Annotated in this window: 17 protein-coding genes; 7 read left to right on the top strand and 10 right to left on the bottom strand. The window is 65.2% G+C overall.

Annotated features, from left to right (window positions below):
• Window positions 1-602: 602 nt before the first annotated feature.
• Entirely contained in the window at window positions 603-1,088 is a 486-nt protein-coding gene (locus CYU59_RS24450) for a hypothetical protein (RefSeq protein WP_293003782.1), read from the top strand.
• 429 nt (window positions 1,089-1,517) lie between these two features.
• Here the strand turns inward: CYU59_RS24450 and CYU59_RS24445 are convergent.
• The 9 genes from CYU59_RS24445 to CYU59_RS24405 all read right to left on the bottom strand — a co-directional run bounded on the left by CYU59_RS24445 (window position 1,518) and on the right by CYU59_RS24405 (window position 7,617).
• Window positions 1,518-2,662, bottom strand: a protein-coding gene (locus CYU59_RS24445; protein WP_293003781.1) for an IS3 family transposase whose coding sequence is annotated in 2 segments (ribosomal slippage) — window positions 1,518-2,395 and window positions 2,395-2,662 — 1,146 coding nt in all. Because the reading frame shifts where the segments join, the coding sequence is not laid out codon by codon here.
• A gap of 300 nt (window positions 2,663-2,962) precedes the next feature.
• Window positions 2,963-3,580, bottom strand: a complete 618-nt coding sequence (locus CYU59_RS24440; RefSeq protein WP_293003780.1) for a hypothetical protein — start codon at window positions 3,578-3,580, stop codon at window positions 2,963-2,965.
• Window positions 3,581-3,634: 54 nt separating this feature from the next.
• Complete coding sequence (locus CYU59_RS24435) at window positions 3,635-3,997, bottom strand: hypothetical protein (RefSeq protein WP_293003779.1); 363 nt, start codon at window positions 3,995-3,997, stop codon at window positions 3,635-3,637.
• Window positions 3,997-4,476 carry a type VII secretion target gene (locus tag CYU59_RS24430; protein ID WP_293003778.1) on the bottom strand — a complete coding sequence of 160 codons (480 nt, stop codon included), beginning with the start codon at window positions 4,474-4,476 and terminating at the stop codon, window positions 3,997-3,999. Before CYU59_RS24430 ends, CYU59_RS24435 begins: the two co-directional genes overlap by 1 nt.
• A 100-nt stretch (window positions 4,477-4,576) precedes the next feature.
• The gene (locus CYU59_RS24425) at window positions 4,577-4,729 is read right to left on the bottom strand and encodes a hypothetical protein (protein ID WP_293003777.1); all 153 of its coding nucleotides are present in this window, start codon (window positions 4,727-4,729) and stop codon (window positions 4,577-4,579) included.
• Between the two features lie 177 nt (window positions 4,730-4,906).
• Window positions 4,907-5,872 carry a DUF4192 domain-containing protein gene (locus CYU59_RS24420; protein ID WP_293003776.1) on the bottom strand — a complete coding sequence of 322 codons (966 nt, stop codon included), beginning with the start codon at window positions 5,870-5,872 and terminating at the stop codon, window positions 4,907-4,909.
• Window positions 5,873-6,071: 199 nt separating this feature from the next.
• Window positions 6,072-6,560: a hypothetical protein gene (locus tag CYU59_RS24415; protein ID WP_293003775.1), complete on the bottom strand. Its 489-nt coding sequence runs from the start codon at window positions 6,558-6,560 to the stop codon at window positions 6,072-6,074.
• The gene (locus CYU59_RS24410; RefSeq protein ID WP_293003774.1) at window positions 6,557-6,775 is read right to left on the bottom strand and encodes a hypothetical protein; all 219 of its coding nucleotides are present in this window, start codon (window positions 6,773-6,775) and stop codon (window positions 6,557-6,559) included. The genes CYU59_RS24415 and CYU59_RS24410 overlap by 4 nt, the downstream gene beginning before the upstream one ends.
• Window positions 6,776-6,861: 86 nt before the next feature.
• Window positions 6,862-7,617, bottom strand: coding sequence for a hypothetical protein (locus tag CYU59_RS24405; protein WP_293003773.1), 756 nt, complete (start codon window positions 7,615-7,617; stop codon window positions 6,862-6,864).
• Window positions 7,618-7,971: 354 nt separating this feature from the next.
• On the opposite strand from CYU59_RS24405, the gene CYU59_RS24400 reads away from it, so the two are divergent.
• The 3 genes from CYU59_RS24400 to CYU59_RS24390 all read left to right on the top strand — a co-directional run bounded on the left by CYU59_RS24400 (window position 7,972) and on the right by CYU59_RS24390 (window position 10,124).
• Complete coding sequence (locus tag CYU59_RS24400) at window positions 7,972-8,805, top strand: hypothetical protein (RefSeq protein ID WP_293003772.1); 834 nt, start codon at window positions 7,972-7,974, stop codon at window positions 8,803-8,805.
• A gap of 106 nt (window positions 8,806-8,911) precedes the next feature.
• Window positions 8,912-9,562: a hypothetical protein gene (locus CYU59_RS24395; protein ID WP_293003771.1), complete on the top strand. Its 651-nt coding sequence runs from the start codon at window positions 8,912-8,914 to the stop codon at window positions 9,560-9,562.
• Window positions 9,563-9,782: 220 nt separating this feature from the next.
• Entirely contained in the window at window positions 9,783-10,124 is a 342-nt protein-coding gene (locus CYU59_RS24390; protein ID WP_293003769.1) for a hypothetical protein, read from the top strand.
• A 244-nt stretch (window positions 10,125-10,368) separates the two neighbouring features.
• Here the strand turns inward: CYU59_RS24390 and CYU59_RS24385 are convergent, their stop codons facing one another.
• Entirely contained in the window at window positions 10,369-13,122 is a 2,754-nt protein-coding gene (locus CYU59_RS24385) for a DEAD/DEAH box helicase (protein WP_293003767.1), read from the bottom strand.
• A gap of 281 nt (window positions 13,123-13,403) precedes the next feature.
• On the opposite strand from CYU59_RS24385, the gene CYU59_RS24380 reads away from it, so the two are divergent.
• Genes CYU59_RS24380 through CYU59_RS24370 form a run of 3 tightly spaced genes read left to right on the top strand, consistent with a single transcriptional unit; the run spans window position 13,404 to window position 18,376 of the window.
• The gene (locus CYU59_RS24380; protein ID WP_293003765.1) at window positions 13,404-17,285 is read left to right on the top strand and encodes a SpoIIE family protein phosphatase; all 3,882 of its coding nucleotides are present in this window, start codon (window positions 13,404-13,406) and stop codon (window positions 17,283-17,285) included.
• A gap of 5 nt (window positions 17,286-17,290) precedes the next feature.
• Window positions 17,291-17,629 carry an STAS domain-containing protein gene (locus tag CYU59_RS24375; protein ID WP_293003763.1) on the top strand — a complete coding sequence of 113 codons (339 nt, stop codon included), beginning with the start codon at window positions 17,291-17,293 and terminating at the stop codon, window positions 17,627-17,629.
• A gap of 48 nt (window positions 17,630-17,677) precedes the next feature.
• Window positions 17,678-18,376 (top strand): type VII secretion target, encoded by a 699-nt coding sequence (locus CYU59_RS24370; protein ID WP_293003761.1) that lies wholly within the window; start codon window positions 17,678-17,680, stop codon window positions 18,374-18,376.
• Window positions 18,377-18,403 lie beyond the last annotated feature (27 nt).

Raw genomic sequence — 18,403 nt, 5'->3', positions numbered from 1 at the left:
CCGTCTGTCTTCGTGAGCCCGCTGCGCGGGCTCCCCCCTGCCGGCCGGGCAAGCCCGGCCGCGAGTCAGGCTGGGCGCCAACCGCTTTCGCGGTTGTCTTGGGATTAATTGCGGCGGTTGGTGTTTCGGGATTGGCACCGCTGACGCGGTGCTGTGGAATGACGTTGGCCCACTCCCCTGCGGTTAGGGGTTGCGCTGCAACCGCTTTCGCGGTTGGCGCGTATCTCGTTGCTGCTCAACATCATTCCCCCATCCTACACGATGTTTACGAATGTCACTGCGCTGCAACGGATTTGTTTATCCGAACATTCGCGGCGCTGACGCGCCCACCATCCAGGGCTTGCGTCAGAACCCCCAATAGCCGACACCGCCGGGCGTCGTCGGGATCGTCTCCGTCCTCGTCGTCCTGGTCGTCGTCGAGGCCTGCGGGACCGTCGAGGCCTGGCGGCCACACCGAACGCGGCCACAGTGTTTTCCACCCGCCTGGCGTACTCACAATCACAGCCTCAACGGGCCACCCACCATCATGCAGAGACGCCAAAACTGCCGACAACTGTTCCCAATATCGTCCGTGAGCTGAGCGGCGCCATAGAGTCGGTCTTATGAGGAGATCTTGGTCGGCGACCATCGTCCTGTGTGGCGTTGCAGTGCTGGCAGGCTGCAGCGCCACTAGTTCGAACCGATCGGCGAAGCAGTCGGCCAACACGGCCGCACCGCCAGCTGCACCCGTCGAGGTCACCATCCCGGTGGCCCGGACGGACACAGAAGTCGATCAGACGTATGAGATCCAGAGCACCGCATCGGTGATCAACGACGTCTGGGCTGACGGCACGTTCGGCAAAATATCGGTAATGGCGCGGCGCGGGGTGAGCAAGGACAACTACACGCCGCTGCTGACAGGCATACTCAAATTCAAAGACGGCTCGACTGTCGAATGCAGGCAGTTCCGTTTAACGATGTGGAATAACTTTGAGTCGTTTGAACCGCTAGCCCTGAGATGTTCGCGTGCAGTGGACCTTTCGGCTACGCAGAGTGCCACGGTGATTAGCGCTCACGGTGCAGCGGAGAAGAAACGCAGTGGTGGCTAGAATCCGCGCGGTCACAGCTCAGATGCGGATCCCGGGGACGCTTTCGGTTCCCGTAGTCGATCATGTCGGCATCTGCGGCCGATGCTGAGTGTGTTGAGCAGCTGCAACACACCGCGGCCACGGCCGTCCAAAGGTAGCGACGCATGGTAGCCGATCGCAGCTCAGAAACGCCGCCTGGCATCCCGTTAACCGGTGTCCGGCTACTCATTGCCGGCAGGCGTGCACGGCGGCTCCAGCGGCTCACCAGGACTGCGGGAACGGCATAGTGGCGTGGGTACGCGGCGCGCTATGGGCCGAGTAGCGGCGAACGCCTACACAGCGACGAATCAGGGCGTGTTTAGTTGCGCGTTCAGTGCCTCGGCGATGGCGAGTGGCGAGTCCCCGATACTGAGTCCACCCCGATCTAGAGTCGGGTTATTTGTTTCAGTTTCAGTTGATCTCGCAGGCCGTCGGGGTGTGGGTGCACCTGCATCCGGCAGCGTACTCGGCCGGCGTCTGATAGCCCAGGGCTGAGTGTCGGTGTCGGTGGTTGTGCTCGGCCTTGAAGTCGCCGATGACCACCCGGGCCTCGAACAGGGTGTTCCAGTGGTTGCGGTTGAGGCACTCCTTCCGTAGACGGTTGTTGAACGATTCGATGTAGCCGTTGTTCCACGGCGTGCCCGGCGGGATGTAGGAAAGCCCCACCTTGTTCTCGCAGAACCGTTGCAGCGCTTGAGAAACCAACTCGGGGCCGTTATCCATCCGCAGTACTTTCGGCGGGCCACCCGCGACGGCGAACACATCTTCGAGCTCGATCACCAGACGCTCGGCGGTGATCGAGCGCTCCACGACATGCAGCAACGAACACCGGGTGTGTTCGTCGATCATCGAGGCGATCTTGATGGCCTTACCGTCGATGGTGGAGTCGAACTGAAAGTCAATTGCCCACACCACGTTCGGCGCATCCGCCTCCACCGGCGGGATCGAGGACGCCCCGGCCCGCTTGCGCGGAATATGCACCCGCACCTGCAACCCCTCTTCGCGCCACAGCCGGTGAATCTTCTTCTTATTCACCTCACGGCGCTCATCGAAGCGCAGCGCAGCCCACGCACGCCGGAACCCATGGCACGGGTGTCTCGTGGCGTACGCGCGCAACCAGGCCCTCATTTCGGCATCAGGATCAGCGGGGGTCTGCCCGATCGGCAGACGACGATAGGTGGAGCGGGCCAGCCCAACGGCTTTGCACGCCAACCGCTCCGACATCTTCAAGGTGTCCTTGAGCATGTCCACGGCGCGGCGCTTGGCAGCTGGGCTCAGAATTTTCCCTTGGCAACCTCCCGCAAGGCGTCCTTCTCGAGCTCAGCATCAGCCAACAGGCGCTTGAGTCGGGAGTTCTGCTCGCGCAGCTCCTTGAGTTCTTTGGCGGCGTCAGTGTCCATCCCGCCGTAGGCGCGGCGCCAGTTGTACAACGTCGCCGGCGACACTCCCAGCTCGGCGGCGATCTCCTCACCGGTCTTGCCCGCAGCCGTCAATTCATCAGCTCGGCGCAGCTTGCGCACGATGTCCTCCGCGGAATGCCGCTTCCGACCAGCCATCTACTCATCGTCCCTTCCAGCCCGACATCGGGCCACAGGACTCTAAAACTTGATGGACTCATCCAGCGGGAACACGCCACGAGCAGGGCATGAATTTGCGCGATCTTTAGTCGCCGTTCCCCCGCGAGTGCATCGGCAGGGTCAGAGCTGACAACCGGAATCTTATTAATGTTCTCCAGATAGGTGTTTGCATCGTCGATGTGATTTTGGACTGCGCGCGAGTACGCCATTCAACGTTTCCTTCCGCTGTACCGGTTTCCGGGCCAATGTAGGTGAGAGCTCGGACAAGCTGTTCGAGCTCTACAGCTCCGGTGTTGCAGGCCCGGTCCGAAGTTCGGATCCGGACGGGTAACTCGGAGTGTCGCCGGCGGGGAGCTTGTCAAGAAGGGTGAGGTATTGACGGCCGCTTTCGGTGATCTGGAAGATCTCGCCGAGGGTGGTGATGTCCATCGACGTGTGGCCCCGTTCGGCCAACCGCTTGTATGTCTCTAGCAGTTCGGGCTTAACGGCGATCATGCCCATACGCCGCAACGAGTCGACGTGTTGCAGGCCGCGTCCGTTGTCGGCGCCGGCCTCGAACCGCACGGTCTCACCGCGGGCGAGCTTCTGCAGAAGCTCGCGTTCTGGTGCCGACAAAAACCTGGCCAGCAGGAATCTCAACGCCTGGATCTCCTCGGCCTGCCGTTCCTGCTCTGCCTCGACCTTTCGGCGGAACGTCACCGAGCCGCCGCCGGGGAACTCGATGCTTTCGAACACTGTTTTCAGCCACGGCAGAAATCCCACGATGAGCAGCGTGATGGCCCAGCCGTCGACCTTGGCTGCCGGGTCGACCACGTGCCAGATCAGGAAACCCGCAGCGCTGCCCGACAGGGCCAGCGACGGGTACACATACGACCCCGGCCAATCGCCTTTCGCCATGCCGTCCAGCGTAGGGGCCGGCCGGGCTCGAAGCGTGTTCGCCGCCGGCCCGGATCAGCCGTGGCCGAGGGCGGCGATCGCGGCGTTCATCGCCGCAGTGGTGCCGGCGGCGATCGCGTCGTCGGCAGCGGCGTTGTCGAGCTCGTAGACGCCAGGAATGGGGCCCTGCTCGATGTGCTGTCGCACCGCGTTGACCTTCCAGCTGGCGGCCTCTGCGGTGCCGATGCGTTGCAGCTCTTCGGCGCGGAGCTGCGCGCGCGCTTCATCGGCAGTGGCGCCGGTGACATTCCAGTCGGCGCCCGGGTAGGCGGCGGTCCAGCTGCCGTCTTCTTGCTCTGCGACCAGGGGCTGGAAGTGAAACGAGATGTCGCGGTCGATCATGATGCGTTCGACGTCAGCCTGGGTGGTGATGGTCATTAGGGCATGCCTCCTGAGATGTCGATCGGTGAGTGCCGCCAGGTGATGCCACCGTCTTCGCCCATGAATTCGCAGATGAACCCCGTGACGAGAGTGGCTGGGCTGCACCAGATGATGTAGCCGCTCGCGATCGGTTGGCGCAGCGATCCGGCGTACGTCGAGTCGAAAAGGTCGACCGCTGCACCTCGATAGCGCCGCGCCGCCTCGCTATCCTCGCCAACGTAGGTGGCGGCATGTTCAGTGAATCGACGCGAATACTCCTGAAAGTCAATAACTTTCGCGTTTAACGGCTGTTCGGCGCTGTCCAAGCCAGCCGAGATACCCACTACTGCCGGGTATCCCATCGGGCCGTGGGTTTCTGCGACACGTTGCGCTTCAGCGCGCGCGTGCGGCGACAGGCCGTCCAGGCGCCCGGCGAGCTCGGCGTAGACGTTGGCGCTGCGCAGCAGATCAGCCGGGTTGACATCGAGCTGCTCCACGGCCCCGCTCCTCTCGCCATTAATCGCTGCTAACCACCATTATCCTCCCTGCCACGGGAGGTCACCAACGCAAACTTTCGATGCACCGCGAGACGCTGCCCTACCCGCAGTAGTCGCGGCGCAAGCCAGCCACCTCGCGACGATCCTTGCGCCGCTGTTTGCGCACCGCGCGCTGGTGATCCCGCTTGTCGGTGGGCAACCGCCACTGACCCGTCCACGCCATCACACCGGCGGTCTTTACAACTTCGGCCATCGTCACCACTCCCCTTTAAGAGATCACGCGGGCCCGCCCCTCTGGCCTGCCCGTCACCATCGATGTTAGCCAAACCCACCGACATTCCCGCGCGCCCGCTCACAACCCACGCACCCAGATGGCCACACCCAGTACCTGTGCCGGGTGGGGCCTGCCGGACGGCCGGCCCCCTCCGATCTACAACGTCAGCGCCGACGGCTGACCTGCCACCAGCGTCCGGATCTGCTCCGGCCGCAAACCACCCTGCAAAGCCGCGTCAAGCATCCCGGTAAACCGGTGGCCCGAGTCCTCACTCAACGCTTCCTCTAACGCAACACCAGCCAGTGGACCATCACCTCGCGCATATGCACTGAACGCCGTCAGCGCCAGTGCCTCAACGCGATACGGCTGCGGGAGAACACGTGCAAGATGCGCCCACAGCGCCTCTGCCGCCCCCGCCTCCGAGCAATCCACCAACGTGAACAACGCATCCCGCACCCGCACATCGGCCAACGTCGCCCCGACGTCCGCAAGCTCGTCGTCGGACAACACCACACCCCCTGCCATCGCGCGCATCGCCGCGACCGCCGCGCGCACCGCCACCGCAACACTGTCGATCCCACCCCGCCGCGCCAGCAACGGCGCCAGCGCCGCTGACCGGCCGCCATCGCGCGACACAAGCCCTTTCAACTCATCACGGCTGCCGAACATGCGACGCCCCGCCACGACCGCCGCAGCAGCCGACATCGCTGCAGCAGGGTCCTTCAGCACACCCGAACGCCCGCACCGATCCACGCAATGCCAACGCCCGCCCGCCTCGACGCGATCCACCACCACCGAATCCGACAACCGCACCCCATGACCCTTCAATGCCTCCGCCAAAGTCGCTGCCACATCGATGAACTGGCCCTCACACATCGGGCATGACGCGCCTTCAGCCGACACGAACACCGCTATCACAACATCCGCGCCGTTACGCGCCGCCAACTCCGCCAGCCGCGCCGCCGCATCCCCAGCAACAAGAACGTCCGCGAGGTCGACCCGCATCACGCAACTCACCTCATCCCCCTGCACAGCCACGACGACCATCGACTCCACCGGGCGAAACCCCAAGAGTCCCAACAGCTGTTCGATCAGCGCCCCAATACCCTCGACTACAGACATCTCGCCCATCCCCTCTCCGGGAAACCGGGGCCGGTCCCAACGACCTGCCCAACACACCGATCCTAACGACCACCACCGACAAGAAAATCGTTATCGCCAACCCGCCCCCCACCCCGCCCCGGTGCCGGGTGGGGCACCGGGGAATGCCTGAGTAGCAGTGCTTTCGCCACTCAGACGTTCCCCGGTCTCCCGCCGGCCACTACGGGTGCGGCCGGCCGCTCATGCCCGTCAGCTCATCGACGACCGCGGATAACGACATGTCCCCTTGCTCGTGTCTGGCCGTCGTCGAATGGCGAACCAAGAATGCCTGCCACACATCGGCAGGGATCGCGGTAGCTTCGCAGCCATCGCACCAGTCGCGCGACGACAAGATCAGCACCTGGTCGCCGCACAGGGCACACGAACGGGTCTCGTCGCCGTGCTCGAAGTCGGCCAGTCCATCGAGCTGGCGGTGAGCGTGGGCGTGCAGCCGGTCGGCATAGTGCAGGATCTCCTCTGGCTCGCCTTCCAGGATCGTGCCGTCGCCGTTGGCGTTGAACACTCCCAGCGCGAACGACGACGTGACGCCGACAGTCCAGGGCGACAACGGATCCGGCTCAGGCAGATCCCATTCCGCAGCAGCGGATTCACGAGTGACGACCTGAAATCCGCCCTCGCGGGCCATGCCCCACTCGTAGTGATTGCTCATGCCGTCCTCCCCTGATAGCGGGGCGGGTCGAAAAACTCTGCCTGCGGGTCGAACTCGCCGTCACGCACCTCAATGACAGCGCGTTCGAGGAACTCGAAACTGCTCTCGCGCAGTGCAGCCAAACCGTTTTCCAGGTCGCACTCGTCCGGATCGAAGTCCAGTGGCACCCGCACCAGCGCACGGTGATGAGAGTGCTCGACCCAGTTGATCACCACCGTCCTACCTGGACCTCCACCGGAACTGACACCTGGGGTGGTGGCGGACCCAGCTGGGCCGCCACCACTCCCCTCGCTCGCCGACATCACGCCGCCACATCCGCAGCGCCAGCAACAGCAGCAGGATCGAGCCACCCGGGACGCCCGTACTCCCACTTATCTCCCGTCGGCCGGATCGGCATCAACAACCCGATGAAATTCTCACCGATCCTGATGACCGTCGGGCCCGGCTTACCTCGCTCCCCCGACGTGGGGAACACGACCATCTGCGCGCCAGCGCCCTGCTCAGCCGAGCGCGCCTTCGCAAACCGCGCGAGATGAGCTGGGTTGTAACCCATTCCGATCAGACCACCCATCCGCGACGCATCAGCCGGAAGTAAACGGCGCCACGTAGGGAACTCCACGTCCATGCCGCGCACCGTCATCGCCTCGCCCGTGCTGAACCGAAACGTCACCGCGAACTTGCGAGGCTCGTCGACGGCGCCGTCCTCGATGGTCACCTCCCGCGACTTCTCATCGCGCTTGACGGTTTTGGCCATCTTCGCCAGAGCCTTGGCCTCTCCACCGGAGACCAGCACCGTGAGCGGCCGACCGGTGTAATCCACCCGGGAAACGCCCAGCACAAACCGATCCGTCGCCGCCGCAACCAGCTGGCCGCCACCAAACTCCAAGCGCACCGCATCCAACATCGGCAACTGCGCCGACGCCGGCGCCGTGAACAACAACGCATCCGACAACGCCGTGAACAACGCCGCAGCCCCCATCGTGTTCACCACCGGCGCCGAGGCCACCACATCACCATCCGGCCCGACACTCGCCGACGTCTCCAAAACAGCAGTCATGCCACTCCCCTTCCCGGGAACAATGGACCGGCCCCACTGGCCTGCCCAACACCCCCACACTACCCCCCAACACCGACATTCACACCCCAAACCCGCTGTCCCACAACACCAAAAGACCCCACTCCTCCCCGCCCCGGTGCCGGGTGGGGAGGAGCGGTTTCGGTCCGGCATGGTGCGTCGCGGCGCAAAATGTCGCCTCGCTCTGCCGGTTTCCAGGGCTGCTCAGTAGCGGCCGGCAGAAATTTCCGTGCACAGCTGTGCTCGGCGGGCCATAAGCTGGACCTTTGGCGCGGCTCGCGAGGAGTCCACACCTCGAGCTCGGTGTGTGGTGCAACGACGAAGGTGGTCGATTCAGTGACATCGGTGGAGCGGGTGGGTGAACAGTCCCGTGAGCAGCATCACCGCTACTACGGCCTGTTCGGCTCGGACCCGGTGAACGGCGACGGTTTCGCCGAATTGCACACTTCGATCCGCGAGCTTGGCCAGCACGCCGCAGACGTTCACACGTTTCTGGCGCGTACGGAATTCACCTCGGCTGCCGACGCCGGCCTGGCCGGCGCACAGCGCGGCGACCGGACCGCATTCAACGATGCTGCGGCGATCGCATCGGCAGCCGCGGCCGCGGCCGACGGCAGCGCCAACCTCAACATCCGTGGTGCGGCCGAGATCGCCGCCTACATGGAAGGCGAGGCCGCTAAGCTGTCAGTAATCCCTGACAAGGGATCCCCCGACGGCATCGCGCAGACGCTTGCAACGATCGACTCCCACCAATCCAAAAGTCTGTCTACCGTTGAGCAATTAGCCTCCACGGCACAGCATCTCGGCCAGTTCGCCCAAATGGCCGGCCCAGGGCCGACACCCGCCCCGGTACAGCTATCACAGCTGTCGCATGGCCACTCATGGGAGTCGCCGGCACAAGCCTCGCCCACACCGGCCCCGGTGCCCCTTTCTCAGCCATTCGCCTCACCACCGACACTCGAGCACAGCTCTCCCCCCGCCAGCGATGAACCCCTTGCTCCAATCCAGCATCTTCATGACATGGACTCACAAAGGTCCGCATCATCCGTGGCGCCGCCATCACCGGAGCAACCCGAATCACCGACCCTGCCACCGGAAAACGTCGACTGGGCCGCAGCCGACAACCGCACCCCACAAGAAACCAGGCGAACCAAGCCGCACCAGCGCTAGACGCGCGCTCAACCGCATTTTCCGATGCCAGCGCCCGACAGTGTTTGACGCGCGCATCCCGCCTCGGCTACACCATCTCCCCCGCGGCGTGGCAAAGTTACGTCGCATGGACTCGTTCCTCAGCCTGGACCAGGTCGCCTCCCACCTCGACGTCTCCGCCGAAACGCTGACCGGACGTATCCAAGCCGGAGATTTCCCGCCGCCGGACGTGACGATCGACCTCTGCCCCGGTTGGGCCCGCGCCACCGTTGACCGCTGGCATACTCCAGACGGCTGTCAGCTTTCCTGCGATTCGACCAAGGTCTCCGACATCATCACGCGCATCCGCAGGACCGCCGAAGACATTCGCGCCCACGGCAGCATTCCGGGCTCCCCCGGAATCTCGAATGTCGTTCCGCGTGAACTCTATTCACTGACAAGCCTCATTGAGTCAGAACTGCGACGCCTCGTCACCACAGACCACTGGGCGGCCAAACTGTTCGGCGACGAGCTCAGCGAGGCCGACGTCGAACGTATCGACTTCGATCTTCCACCAGCACCGAGCCTGGCGGCGCACCCTAACCTCAATCTCGCGCTCGGAGCACCCAATCTGCGCCGCGCCGCACAGGAACTCAAGACACTGGCCGACGAGCTTCACACCGCCCTCGTCAGCGGGCCCGCCCGCAATTTCCCGGATGCGCTGCCGATCCAGGCTGACATCGTGCTCACCTACGCCGACCACTGTGAAAAACGTTTCAGCACACCGCCGTCGACGTAATCGGCGCTGGATAGCACCGGCTTGCCGCCGCATCCGAAGAGCCCTTAGCACCTTTGAAGATTGGCCCCGTAGCGGAGCCGGCAGGTGGTGGCCACGACAGCGTCGGAGGCCGCCCACCCCGGGGGCACGCTGAGGTTCGAGGACACTCGATGGCTCCCACCCGGGATCGCATCTGACGCTTCACGAGTCGCGCTGCACCACGACAGCGCACACTTGAACCATGCCCGACGAGCCCCGATATGACCCTGACCGGATGGTGCCCGAAGACCTGGACTTCAGTGACCTCGACGTCGTCAAGGCATACCTGTACCACCCGACCACCCAAGCCCTCAGCGAGGACCGCGGTCGCCAATCTCGGGCGCTGCCCGCCGCCCAGCAACGCGCCACCCTCGACGAGGCTCTGACAGCCCGACGGGCCGACCGCCAGCAACTAGCCGCCCGCATCGAATCACTGGGCCCTGACAGCCCCAGCCGCGAGGCACTGCTACCGCTTCTGAGTGGCCTAGACACGATCGTCGAGATGATGACGCTGCGTCTGCACGAACTGGACGAGGCCTTATAGCGACAGTGAGTGGTTTAACATCGTCCCAGTGGAGCCGCTCGAAGTCGGCTGCAGAATCAATAGTTGACGACGCCCAGTGGCCAGCAGTTTGTTCTCGGCAGCGTCCGCGGCCCGCTCTAAGCCTTCGGGCGTCAGTGACCGCAACGCGGGATGGCCGGCCACGATCCGTCCGGAGCTGCGTTCGGCAACGACCGGGACTGAGCCACCCACCGCGGGCGGGCCGGGTAGTCGGCCAACCGGCAGGTCAGTCCCAGCTCCAGCCGGTTAACGCCTCGAGGCGCGCTACTTGCTTGGCGCCGAGTTTGCGGCGGCGTGAGGGCTGACGCATTTGGTGCACCCACCGACCCAGCGGGATGCCCTCGGGTGTGCAGTGGTCGATGGGCGGCGCGGCGTGACCGTGCTCGTCGGCGAATGCGGCCAGCGCGGCGAAAGTGTCATCCCAGGTGGATTTTTGGCGGGGTTCCCAGGACCAACCGGGCAGGGCCTCGAGTTGGCGTCGCTGTTCGGGCGACAGGCGATTTTTACGCTCGGGGCGCCGGATGCTGATGACGGTCTGGTTGAGTTTCACGAGATCGGGGCGGGCCGGATCACGTGGAGGGTAGGAGTGGCCGTGCTCGTCGGCGAACGCCGCCAGCTTGGCGATGAAGTCCTCCCACTGGGCTTCACGGCTGTTCCAGGTCCAACCCGGCATCGCCTGGAGCTGGGCGCGGCGCTCGTCGCTAAGCCGTCGACGTTGGCGGCGTTGGTCTGATACCCACCGTCCGAGCTGAAAGCCACTGTCGGTGACATGCGATTGCGGTGGGCGGGCGTGCCCGCTGGCGGCGACGTAGGCGCTGAGCGCGGCGATGTTGTCGTCCCACTGGGTGTCGAGCACGTTCCATGTCCAGCCCGGCAGCGCGGCCAGCATCTCGGCCCGTTGTGCGTCGAGCTGTTGCCTCCTGAACAGGCCGCGCTGGTTGAACACCCACCGGCCTAAAACGGTGCCGCTGCTGGGATAAGTTGCACCGGGTTGCTGCAGGTGTTGCTCCAGTTCGGCGAAGGTGTCGCCCCAGCGGGTGTCGGGTCTCGACCAGGACCAGCCTGGCAGGCTTTCCAGCCGCTGCACGCGCCGCGCCGGCATCCGCTTGTTGAGGTGCGCGGTGCGTTGGTTGCGAGTCCAGATTCCCACGTTCACCCCGTCGGGGCTGCGATAGTCCCCGGCGGGGAAGCTGTGACCGTATTCGGCGATGAACTGTTGCAGCGCAACCAGATTGAACTCCCACTGCGTGTCACGCGGGTCCCACTCCCACCCGGCGAGCGCTTCGAGCCGGTCGGCGCGCTCTGCCAGCAGCCTCCCGCGGTTGTGCAGGCTTCGTTGGTGTTGGGCCCACTGCCCCACCGCGAGACCATTGGTGGACAGGTAGCGGCGCGGAATGTTGGTGTGCCCGAACTTTCCGGCGAATTCGCGTGCACCGTAATAGTTTTCTTCCCATTGCCGGGTCAGCGCGTCGACGGTGTGGATGCTGAAGGCCCGGAAGAACTGGTCGGCGAGTTGCTTGGTCAGGGTCGCGGGTAGGTGGATATCGAGGATGTCGGTCTTGACGTCCCCGGTGTCTCCGTCGCGGGGGTTGTCGAGCTGGTCGCGAAGGGCGGCGAGATCGCGGGTCAGGCTGGGGTCGTGAGTTTGAAGTGCTTTGAGGACTTGGCGGGTGCCGCGGAATTGACTGATGTCGATGACAGTTTCGGCGTCTTGGCTGTCGTCGACGGTGACAGCCAACACGATCAGCGCTGGCCTGTCGTGGTGAGGGTTTTTCCGGATCGCGCGCCCGACGGCTTGGGCGACGTCGACTTCTGACGAGCGGGGTTCAGCGAACAGCACCGCATCTAGGGCGGGGATGTTGATGCCCTCGGTCAGACAGCGGGCGTTGGTGACGATATTCCATTGGCCGGCTCTGGGTTCGGCCAAGGTGCGGGTGGCCGCGAGCCGGTCGTGCAGCTTGGTGTTGCCGTCGATGTGCACGACTCCCGCGGCCCGGCCGTCGCGGTTGAATCCTTGAGCGCTCAGTAGCGCGTGCACGCGCCGAAACGTGGTCGCGAACTCTGCGCTGGCAGCGATGGTGTTGTGGAAGGCCAGCACGCTGGATAGGTCGTAGTCGGCCGCGGCCTCCGTCAGCGCGATCGCCGCGGCCACGTGCTCGGCCCGGGCCGCGTTGGTCTCGCCGGCAGCGAGGCTGATCATCTGCAGGTCTTTGAGCGCTGCGGACACGGCGCTGTCGGACACCGCGATGACGGCGACCTTGAACGGCGACAGGATTCCCTGGTCGATCGCTTCACGCGCCGACAATGTGAAGACCTGGTGCCCGTAGAGCTCCGAGTCGTCCATCGAGGCCACGGTCCGCCGGTGTGGATTGCCTCCTCGCGTCCGCGTCCCGCTGTGAATTTTTGGGGTCGCGGTGTAGAACAGCCGTTGCCGGGCCGGTATTTTCGCTGAATCCAGGGCGACGGCAAAGGGTTTGCCCTGCAAGCCCGCGGTGCGGTGGGCTTCGTCGAATACCGCGATCGACCATGGCGCCATCCCGTGGTCGTGGTGGGCGGCAGTGATCACCGGCAGCGACTGGTAGGTGCAGAACACCACACCGGATCCGACGAGCCCTGCCCGCCATTCGGCGAGAAGCTGCGGTGAGGTGGTACTGGGAATCGACAGGTCCTCGCTGCCGATGTCTTCGGTCCCCGATAAGCGCGCCGAGCACACCCCGAGAGCGGTGAAACTGAACGTGGCTTGCCGCGCCCACGTCCGGTAGGTCTGCTCGAGCAGGCCGAGCGTGGGGAACACAACGAGGACGGCTCCGGGCGCGCCGTTGAGCAGCTTGGCCACGGTGTGGACGGCGATCAACGTTTTTCCGGTGCCGCAGGCCGCCACGACCAACGCCCGTTCATGCGCGGTGTCCACCACGTCGACCGCGGCGGCCTGGTAGGGGCGCAGACGCAGACGTTCACCATCTCCGGCGGCGTCGGTCACCGCAGCACCACCAACGGCGACGCCGGCCGATCAGCGGTCTGTACGGTCCGACCCGGCATCGACGATCCCTCCGTGTTCTCGCTCGCAACGGCAGCCTATGGCGTGTTCGGCCACCGTTGCGACACCGCGCGGCGGCAACGTCGAAATGGTGTCTCGACGGGACCCGTTCAGCAGGTAAATTCGATTCGACCGCTCCCGACCGGCGCACGGCGGGCTGACCTCCGGAGAACCACCATGCTTAACGCCGGCGCCGAGCTGGCAGGACGCCTCAAGGTTCACCCTTGAGTCTTCCTGCCCGCCGCCGCGTCCTGATCGACGACGATTCGTCCTTGCCCGCCGACCTCGCCGCCGCGGTAAAGCTCGGCGGTGAGATGGGTGAGCAGTTTCGAGATTTCAATTGGAAACGGCACCCGCTAGGCGCACCGCAGACCTGGCCGATGGAGGTTCGTTCCGTGGTCGCGTTGACGCTGACGTCGCGGTTTCCGACCGTGCTGTGGCTAGGCGCCGACGACCTGTTTCAGGTCTACAACGACGCCTACAGCCAGATCCTCGGCGACAGGCACATCGACGCGTTGGGGAAGCGGGCCGCCCATATTTGGTGGGACATCTGGCCGGTCATCAGCCCGATGCTGGCCCGCGTGCTCGCCACCGGCGAAGCGACATGGTCGCACGACTTGATGTTCGCGATCGTGACCGGCGGGCGCCGCGTGGAGCGCTACTTCACCTTCACCTACAGCCCTCTAATCAGCGATCGCGGCAAGACCTACGGCGTCTTTAGCTCATCGTATGAGACCACCGAGCGGGTCCTCAGTGAACGCCGCATGCGGCTACTGACCGCTGTGGCATCAAATGTGTTGGACTCCAACAGTATTGATGATGCCGCTCAGGCAGTGGTCTCGGTGTGCGACACCCAGCCCTCCGACGTGCCCTTCGTGGCGGCCTACGTCGACTCCGGCGCCGGCCCGACCCTGCGGGCCGCCAGCTCCTCGGTCGCCACCGTGTTGCCGACGGTCCTGGAGACGCTGACCGACTGGGAGCCGGCCCGCTCCCGCTCCGACATACACCTCATCGACAACATCGCCGACCGGATCACCGGCCTAAGCGACGAACTGGGCGCGGCATGCCCGGAGCAAGCACTGCTGATGCCATTGGGCGACGACCACGCCGGCGGTGCACTGCTGGTGGCGATCAATCCGCGCTGCGATCTCGACGAGCAATACGTCGGCTTTTGCCAACTCATCGCCGACCAGCTGACATCGGGAATGTCGGCGGCGATGTCCTTTGACCAGCAGCGCCGCCGTGCCGACGCGCTCAGCGAACTCGACCGCGCCAAGTCCGCATTCTTGACCAACGTCAGCCACGAGTTCCGCACCCCACTGACCTTGCTGCTGGGCCCTCTCGACCACGCCCTGACCATCGAAGGACTCGACGGCGAGCTCGCCGACCAACTCGCCGCAGCCCGCCGCAATGCCGGACGCCTGCAACGCCTGGTCGACTCCCTGCTCGACTTCTCCCGCATCGAAGCCGGCCGAGCGACCGCAGCACTGCTGTGCACCGATGTCGGCGCACTGACCGCCCACATCGCGGCATCGTTTTCCGAGCTGTGCCAACGCGCCGGACTCAGCCTCGAGCTGGATTACCGCCCAGCGCTAGCCGACGTCGACCCCGGCATGTGGGAAACCATCGTTCTCAACCTGTTGTCCAACGCCGTCAAATATACCCTGACCGGCTCAGTCAAAGTCACCGTTCGCAGCGATGTCGCCCAGTGCCACATCGCAATTCGAGACACCGGCGTCGGCATTTCTGATGCCGACCTCAAACGACTTGGTGAGCGGTTCTTTCGCGCCGACAGCGCGCACGCCCGCAGCGTCGAAGGCACCGGCATCGGCCTGTCGCTGGTGCGCGGCCTGGTCGAATTACAGGGCGGCACTATCGAATACGCCAGCCAGGTCGCCCGCGGCACCACCGTCACCGTCAGACTGCCCCGCTCGCTGAGCAGCACACCGGTCGAGCACTCCCCCGCCCGGCTACTCGACAACCCCTATGTCATCGAAGCCGGACAGTGGATCACCGGCCAGCACTCCGACCCCGCCGGCGCCGACCTTCCCCCTGCCCGAGCCGAACTGGTGGTGGTCGCCGAGGACAACGCCGATATGCGCGCCCATCTGCACCGCGTACTGTCGCAGCAGTTTCGCACCGTCTTGGTCCCTGATGGCAGGCAATGCCTCGAGGCAGCCCGCAAGCTGAGGCCCGACATCATCGTCACCGACGTGATGATGCCTCGCATGGACGGCTTCGCTCTTGTTGCCGCGATCCGCGAGGACCCGTTGCTGTCGGCGACCCCTGTGCTGATGCTGTCGGCCCGCACAAGCACCGAGGCCATCAGCGAAGGCCTCTCGGGCGGCGCCGACGACTACCTGCCCAAACCGTTTCACGCCCAGGAACTTATCGACCGCATCACCGCGCGCCTGGCCGCCGCGGCCCGCAGCGCCCGCCCACCTGCAGACGCTGAGATGCTGCGCGCCCTGGATATCGCTCAACTCGAGGTCGCGGTGCAAAACGCGTCGACGACCGCAGATTTAGCGCACGCGCTCTACGGTTGTTCGTTCAACACCGGCGACATACCGCTGATATGTGTGGGCGAACTCGACGACGACACCCACACCCTGCGCCTCGAATTCGGGGGGCCGGTGCCGGCCGAGGCCCGCGACCGTTACCACGTCGCGTCGATGAACACCCCGATCGTGCCGGTAGATGTGGTGCGAACTGGTCAGCCGATGATTATCCCCGACACCCTCAAACTGTCACCGCGCTACGAGCACGTCGTCAGCGAGAACGCCGCGACCGTACGGGCCACGATCAGCCAGCCGTTGCGCGGCGCCGACGGCGACGTGATCGGCTCGCTGGGCATGCTGTGGACCCACCCTCGGGAGTTCACCCCCGCTGAAATCAATTGGGCCGCAACCATTGCCGCAATCACCGCTACCGCACTCGACCGGCTCCACCAAGTGCAACGCGAGCACCGCATCGCCGTCGACTTCCAAGACCACCTCCTCGACCTCGACCGCAGCTCCACCGCAGCCGTTGTCGCCGCGGTCTATCAACCCTCCGCAGAAGCGCTGCATGTTGGCGGGGACTGGTATCTCGTCGCCCCTTCACCCGACGAGGGCCGGATCGCGATTTCTGTCGGCGACGTCGTCGGGCACGGTCTACCCGCCGCGGTGGCAATGAGCCGGCTGCGCACGGCAGCATCGGCGATCGCGCTCACCCACAGCGACCCCGCCGCGGTGCTGGCGACGCTGGACCGCTACGCCCTAACTGTCGACAACGCCCGGTTCGCCACGGTCAGCTACGCGGTGATCGAAACCCAACCCGACGGCCACGCCCGCGTCAGCTACTCCTGCGCGGGTCATCCCTGGCCCCTGCTCCTCACCCATGATCAGCCGCCCCAGTTCCTCACCGGAGGCCGCCGCCCACCTGTGGGCTCCTGGGACACCCCGCTACCGCAAAACACTGCGGTGCAACTCATCAGCCCCGGCGCCACCATCCTGCTCTACACCGACGGCCTCATTGAACGCGCCGGGGAAAGCCTCGATGACGGCTTCGCCCGCCTGCAAACCGCCGCGGCCAGCCGCGCCCACCTGCCCGCCGGCCAGCTCTGCGACGAACTGCTCGAGGTGATGGCACCACCCGGCGGCTACACCGACGACGTCGTAGCACTGGCGATACGCCCCTGTCACACCACCGGGCACACCCTCGCCACCGTCATCCCCGCCTCGCTGACCCACATGTTCAATGCGCGACACCTGTTGCGCGACTGGCTATCGGACACCCGCGCCGATCCCCGCCGCGAAACCGACATCTTGCTCGCGACCGGCGAAGCACTTTCCAATGCCATCGAACACGGCTGCGCGGCAGACACCAGCAAGACCGTGTCGATAGAAGCGTTCCACCGCGATCGAGCAATCATGGTCACCATCAGCGACCCCGGACAGTGGGCAGGGGACTCCTCAGCCAGCCAACGCGGGCAATACCGCGGCCGCGGCCTGACCATGATAAACGGCATGGCCGACCGCGTGAGCACCCACCGCGGCGCCGCCGGCACTCGCGTCACACTGACCTTCGACCAGGCCGCACACGCCGCCAACAATACGGAACGCTAATCACCATGCCCGACAAACACTTTCAACTCCACACCACCACCCTCGACAGTGCACCACACGCGATCGAAGTGACCGTGAACGGCGAGGTCGACGCCGCCTCCGCCGACCAGTTCACCCGCGCCATTCAGGCCCTGCCCGGACCGCGGCCCCTCGTCGTGAACCTCAGCTCCGCGTTCTACTTCGACAGCGCCGGTTTCGCCGCCCTGGACCGACTCCTCGCCGACAAGACCATCGTTTTGGTCGTTGAACCGACCAGTGCCCTGTTCGCCGCGACCCAGCTGATGTGCATGCCCGCCCACCACAGCTGCGCCGACGCACGCAAAGCCCTGCCCCAGCTTCGTTGAGCAGGCGTTTCTCTTGACGGTGTCCACCCCCGGTTTTACGGTCACCGCATGGCGAAGCTCAACGTCAACCCAGCTCACCTCCTCGACGCCGCCGGCGACTACCGGGAGCTGTCCACCCGCGTCGCGCAACTGTCCCCACTCGCACTCACCGAAGTCCAGCGCATCAGTGAAAGCCACGGACTCATCGGGTACCCCACCGCCCTCGGCCTCGCCGCCGGCCTGGCCAAAGCCGAACAGCCCGTACTCGCCAAAGCCGCTGATTTCCAGGACTATTCGCAGCGCCTCACCGAGCACGCCGCCACCTACACTGATCAAGACGAGCAGGCCGCGCGGAACACCCGGGCCGTGGTCTTCGACAACGACCGCCCTGATGGGAACGTCGGCCCTCACCAGCCCACACCCGGTCACCCCAAACCCGCCCCCTGCTACATCGGCCCCGAAGGCACCGATCCCGCGAAGGTGTGTCCACCAGAAACCGACACCGTCACCTACACCGACAAAGACGGCAACTACGTGAAAAGGGACCTGCAGACCGGCGCCGAAACGACCCTGCTGAGACCCGGGCCCATCGACGGCGACCCGTCCACCTGCTACCTGCCCAGTGCCGGCGCGGACCACTCGATCTGCGGCCCCGCTACCACCAGCTGGATGTACCCGCAGGGCGGCAACATGGTCACCGATGAACTCGGCCCTGACGGTAAGGCACACACACGCTTTTCCACCCCGCCCGGCCCTCTCGTTCCCTAGCCGAGAACGCCAGCCTTCTATCCGCGC

This window comes from Mycobacterium sp., from assembly GCF_002863225.1.
GTDB lineage: Bacteria > Actinomycetota > Actinomycetes > Mycobacteriales > Mycobacteriaceae > Mycobacterium.
Note: the sequence above shows the minus strand (reverse complement) of the source record. Positions and strands in the feature narration are given on the sequence as shown.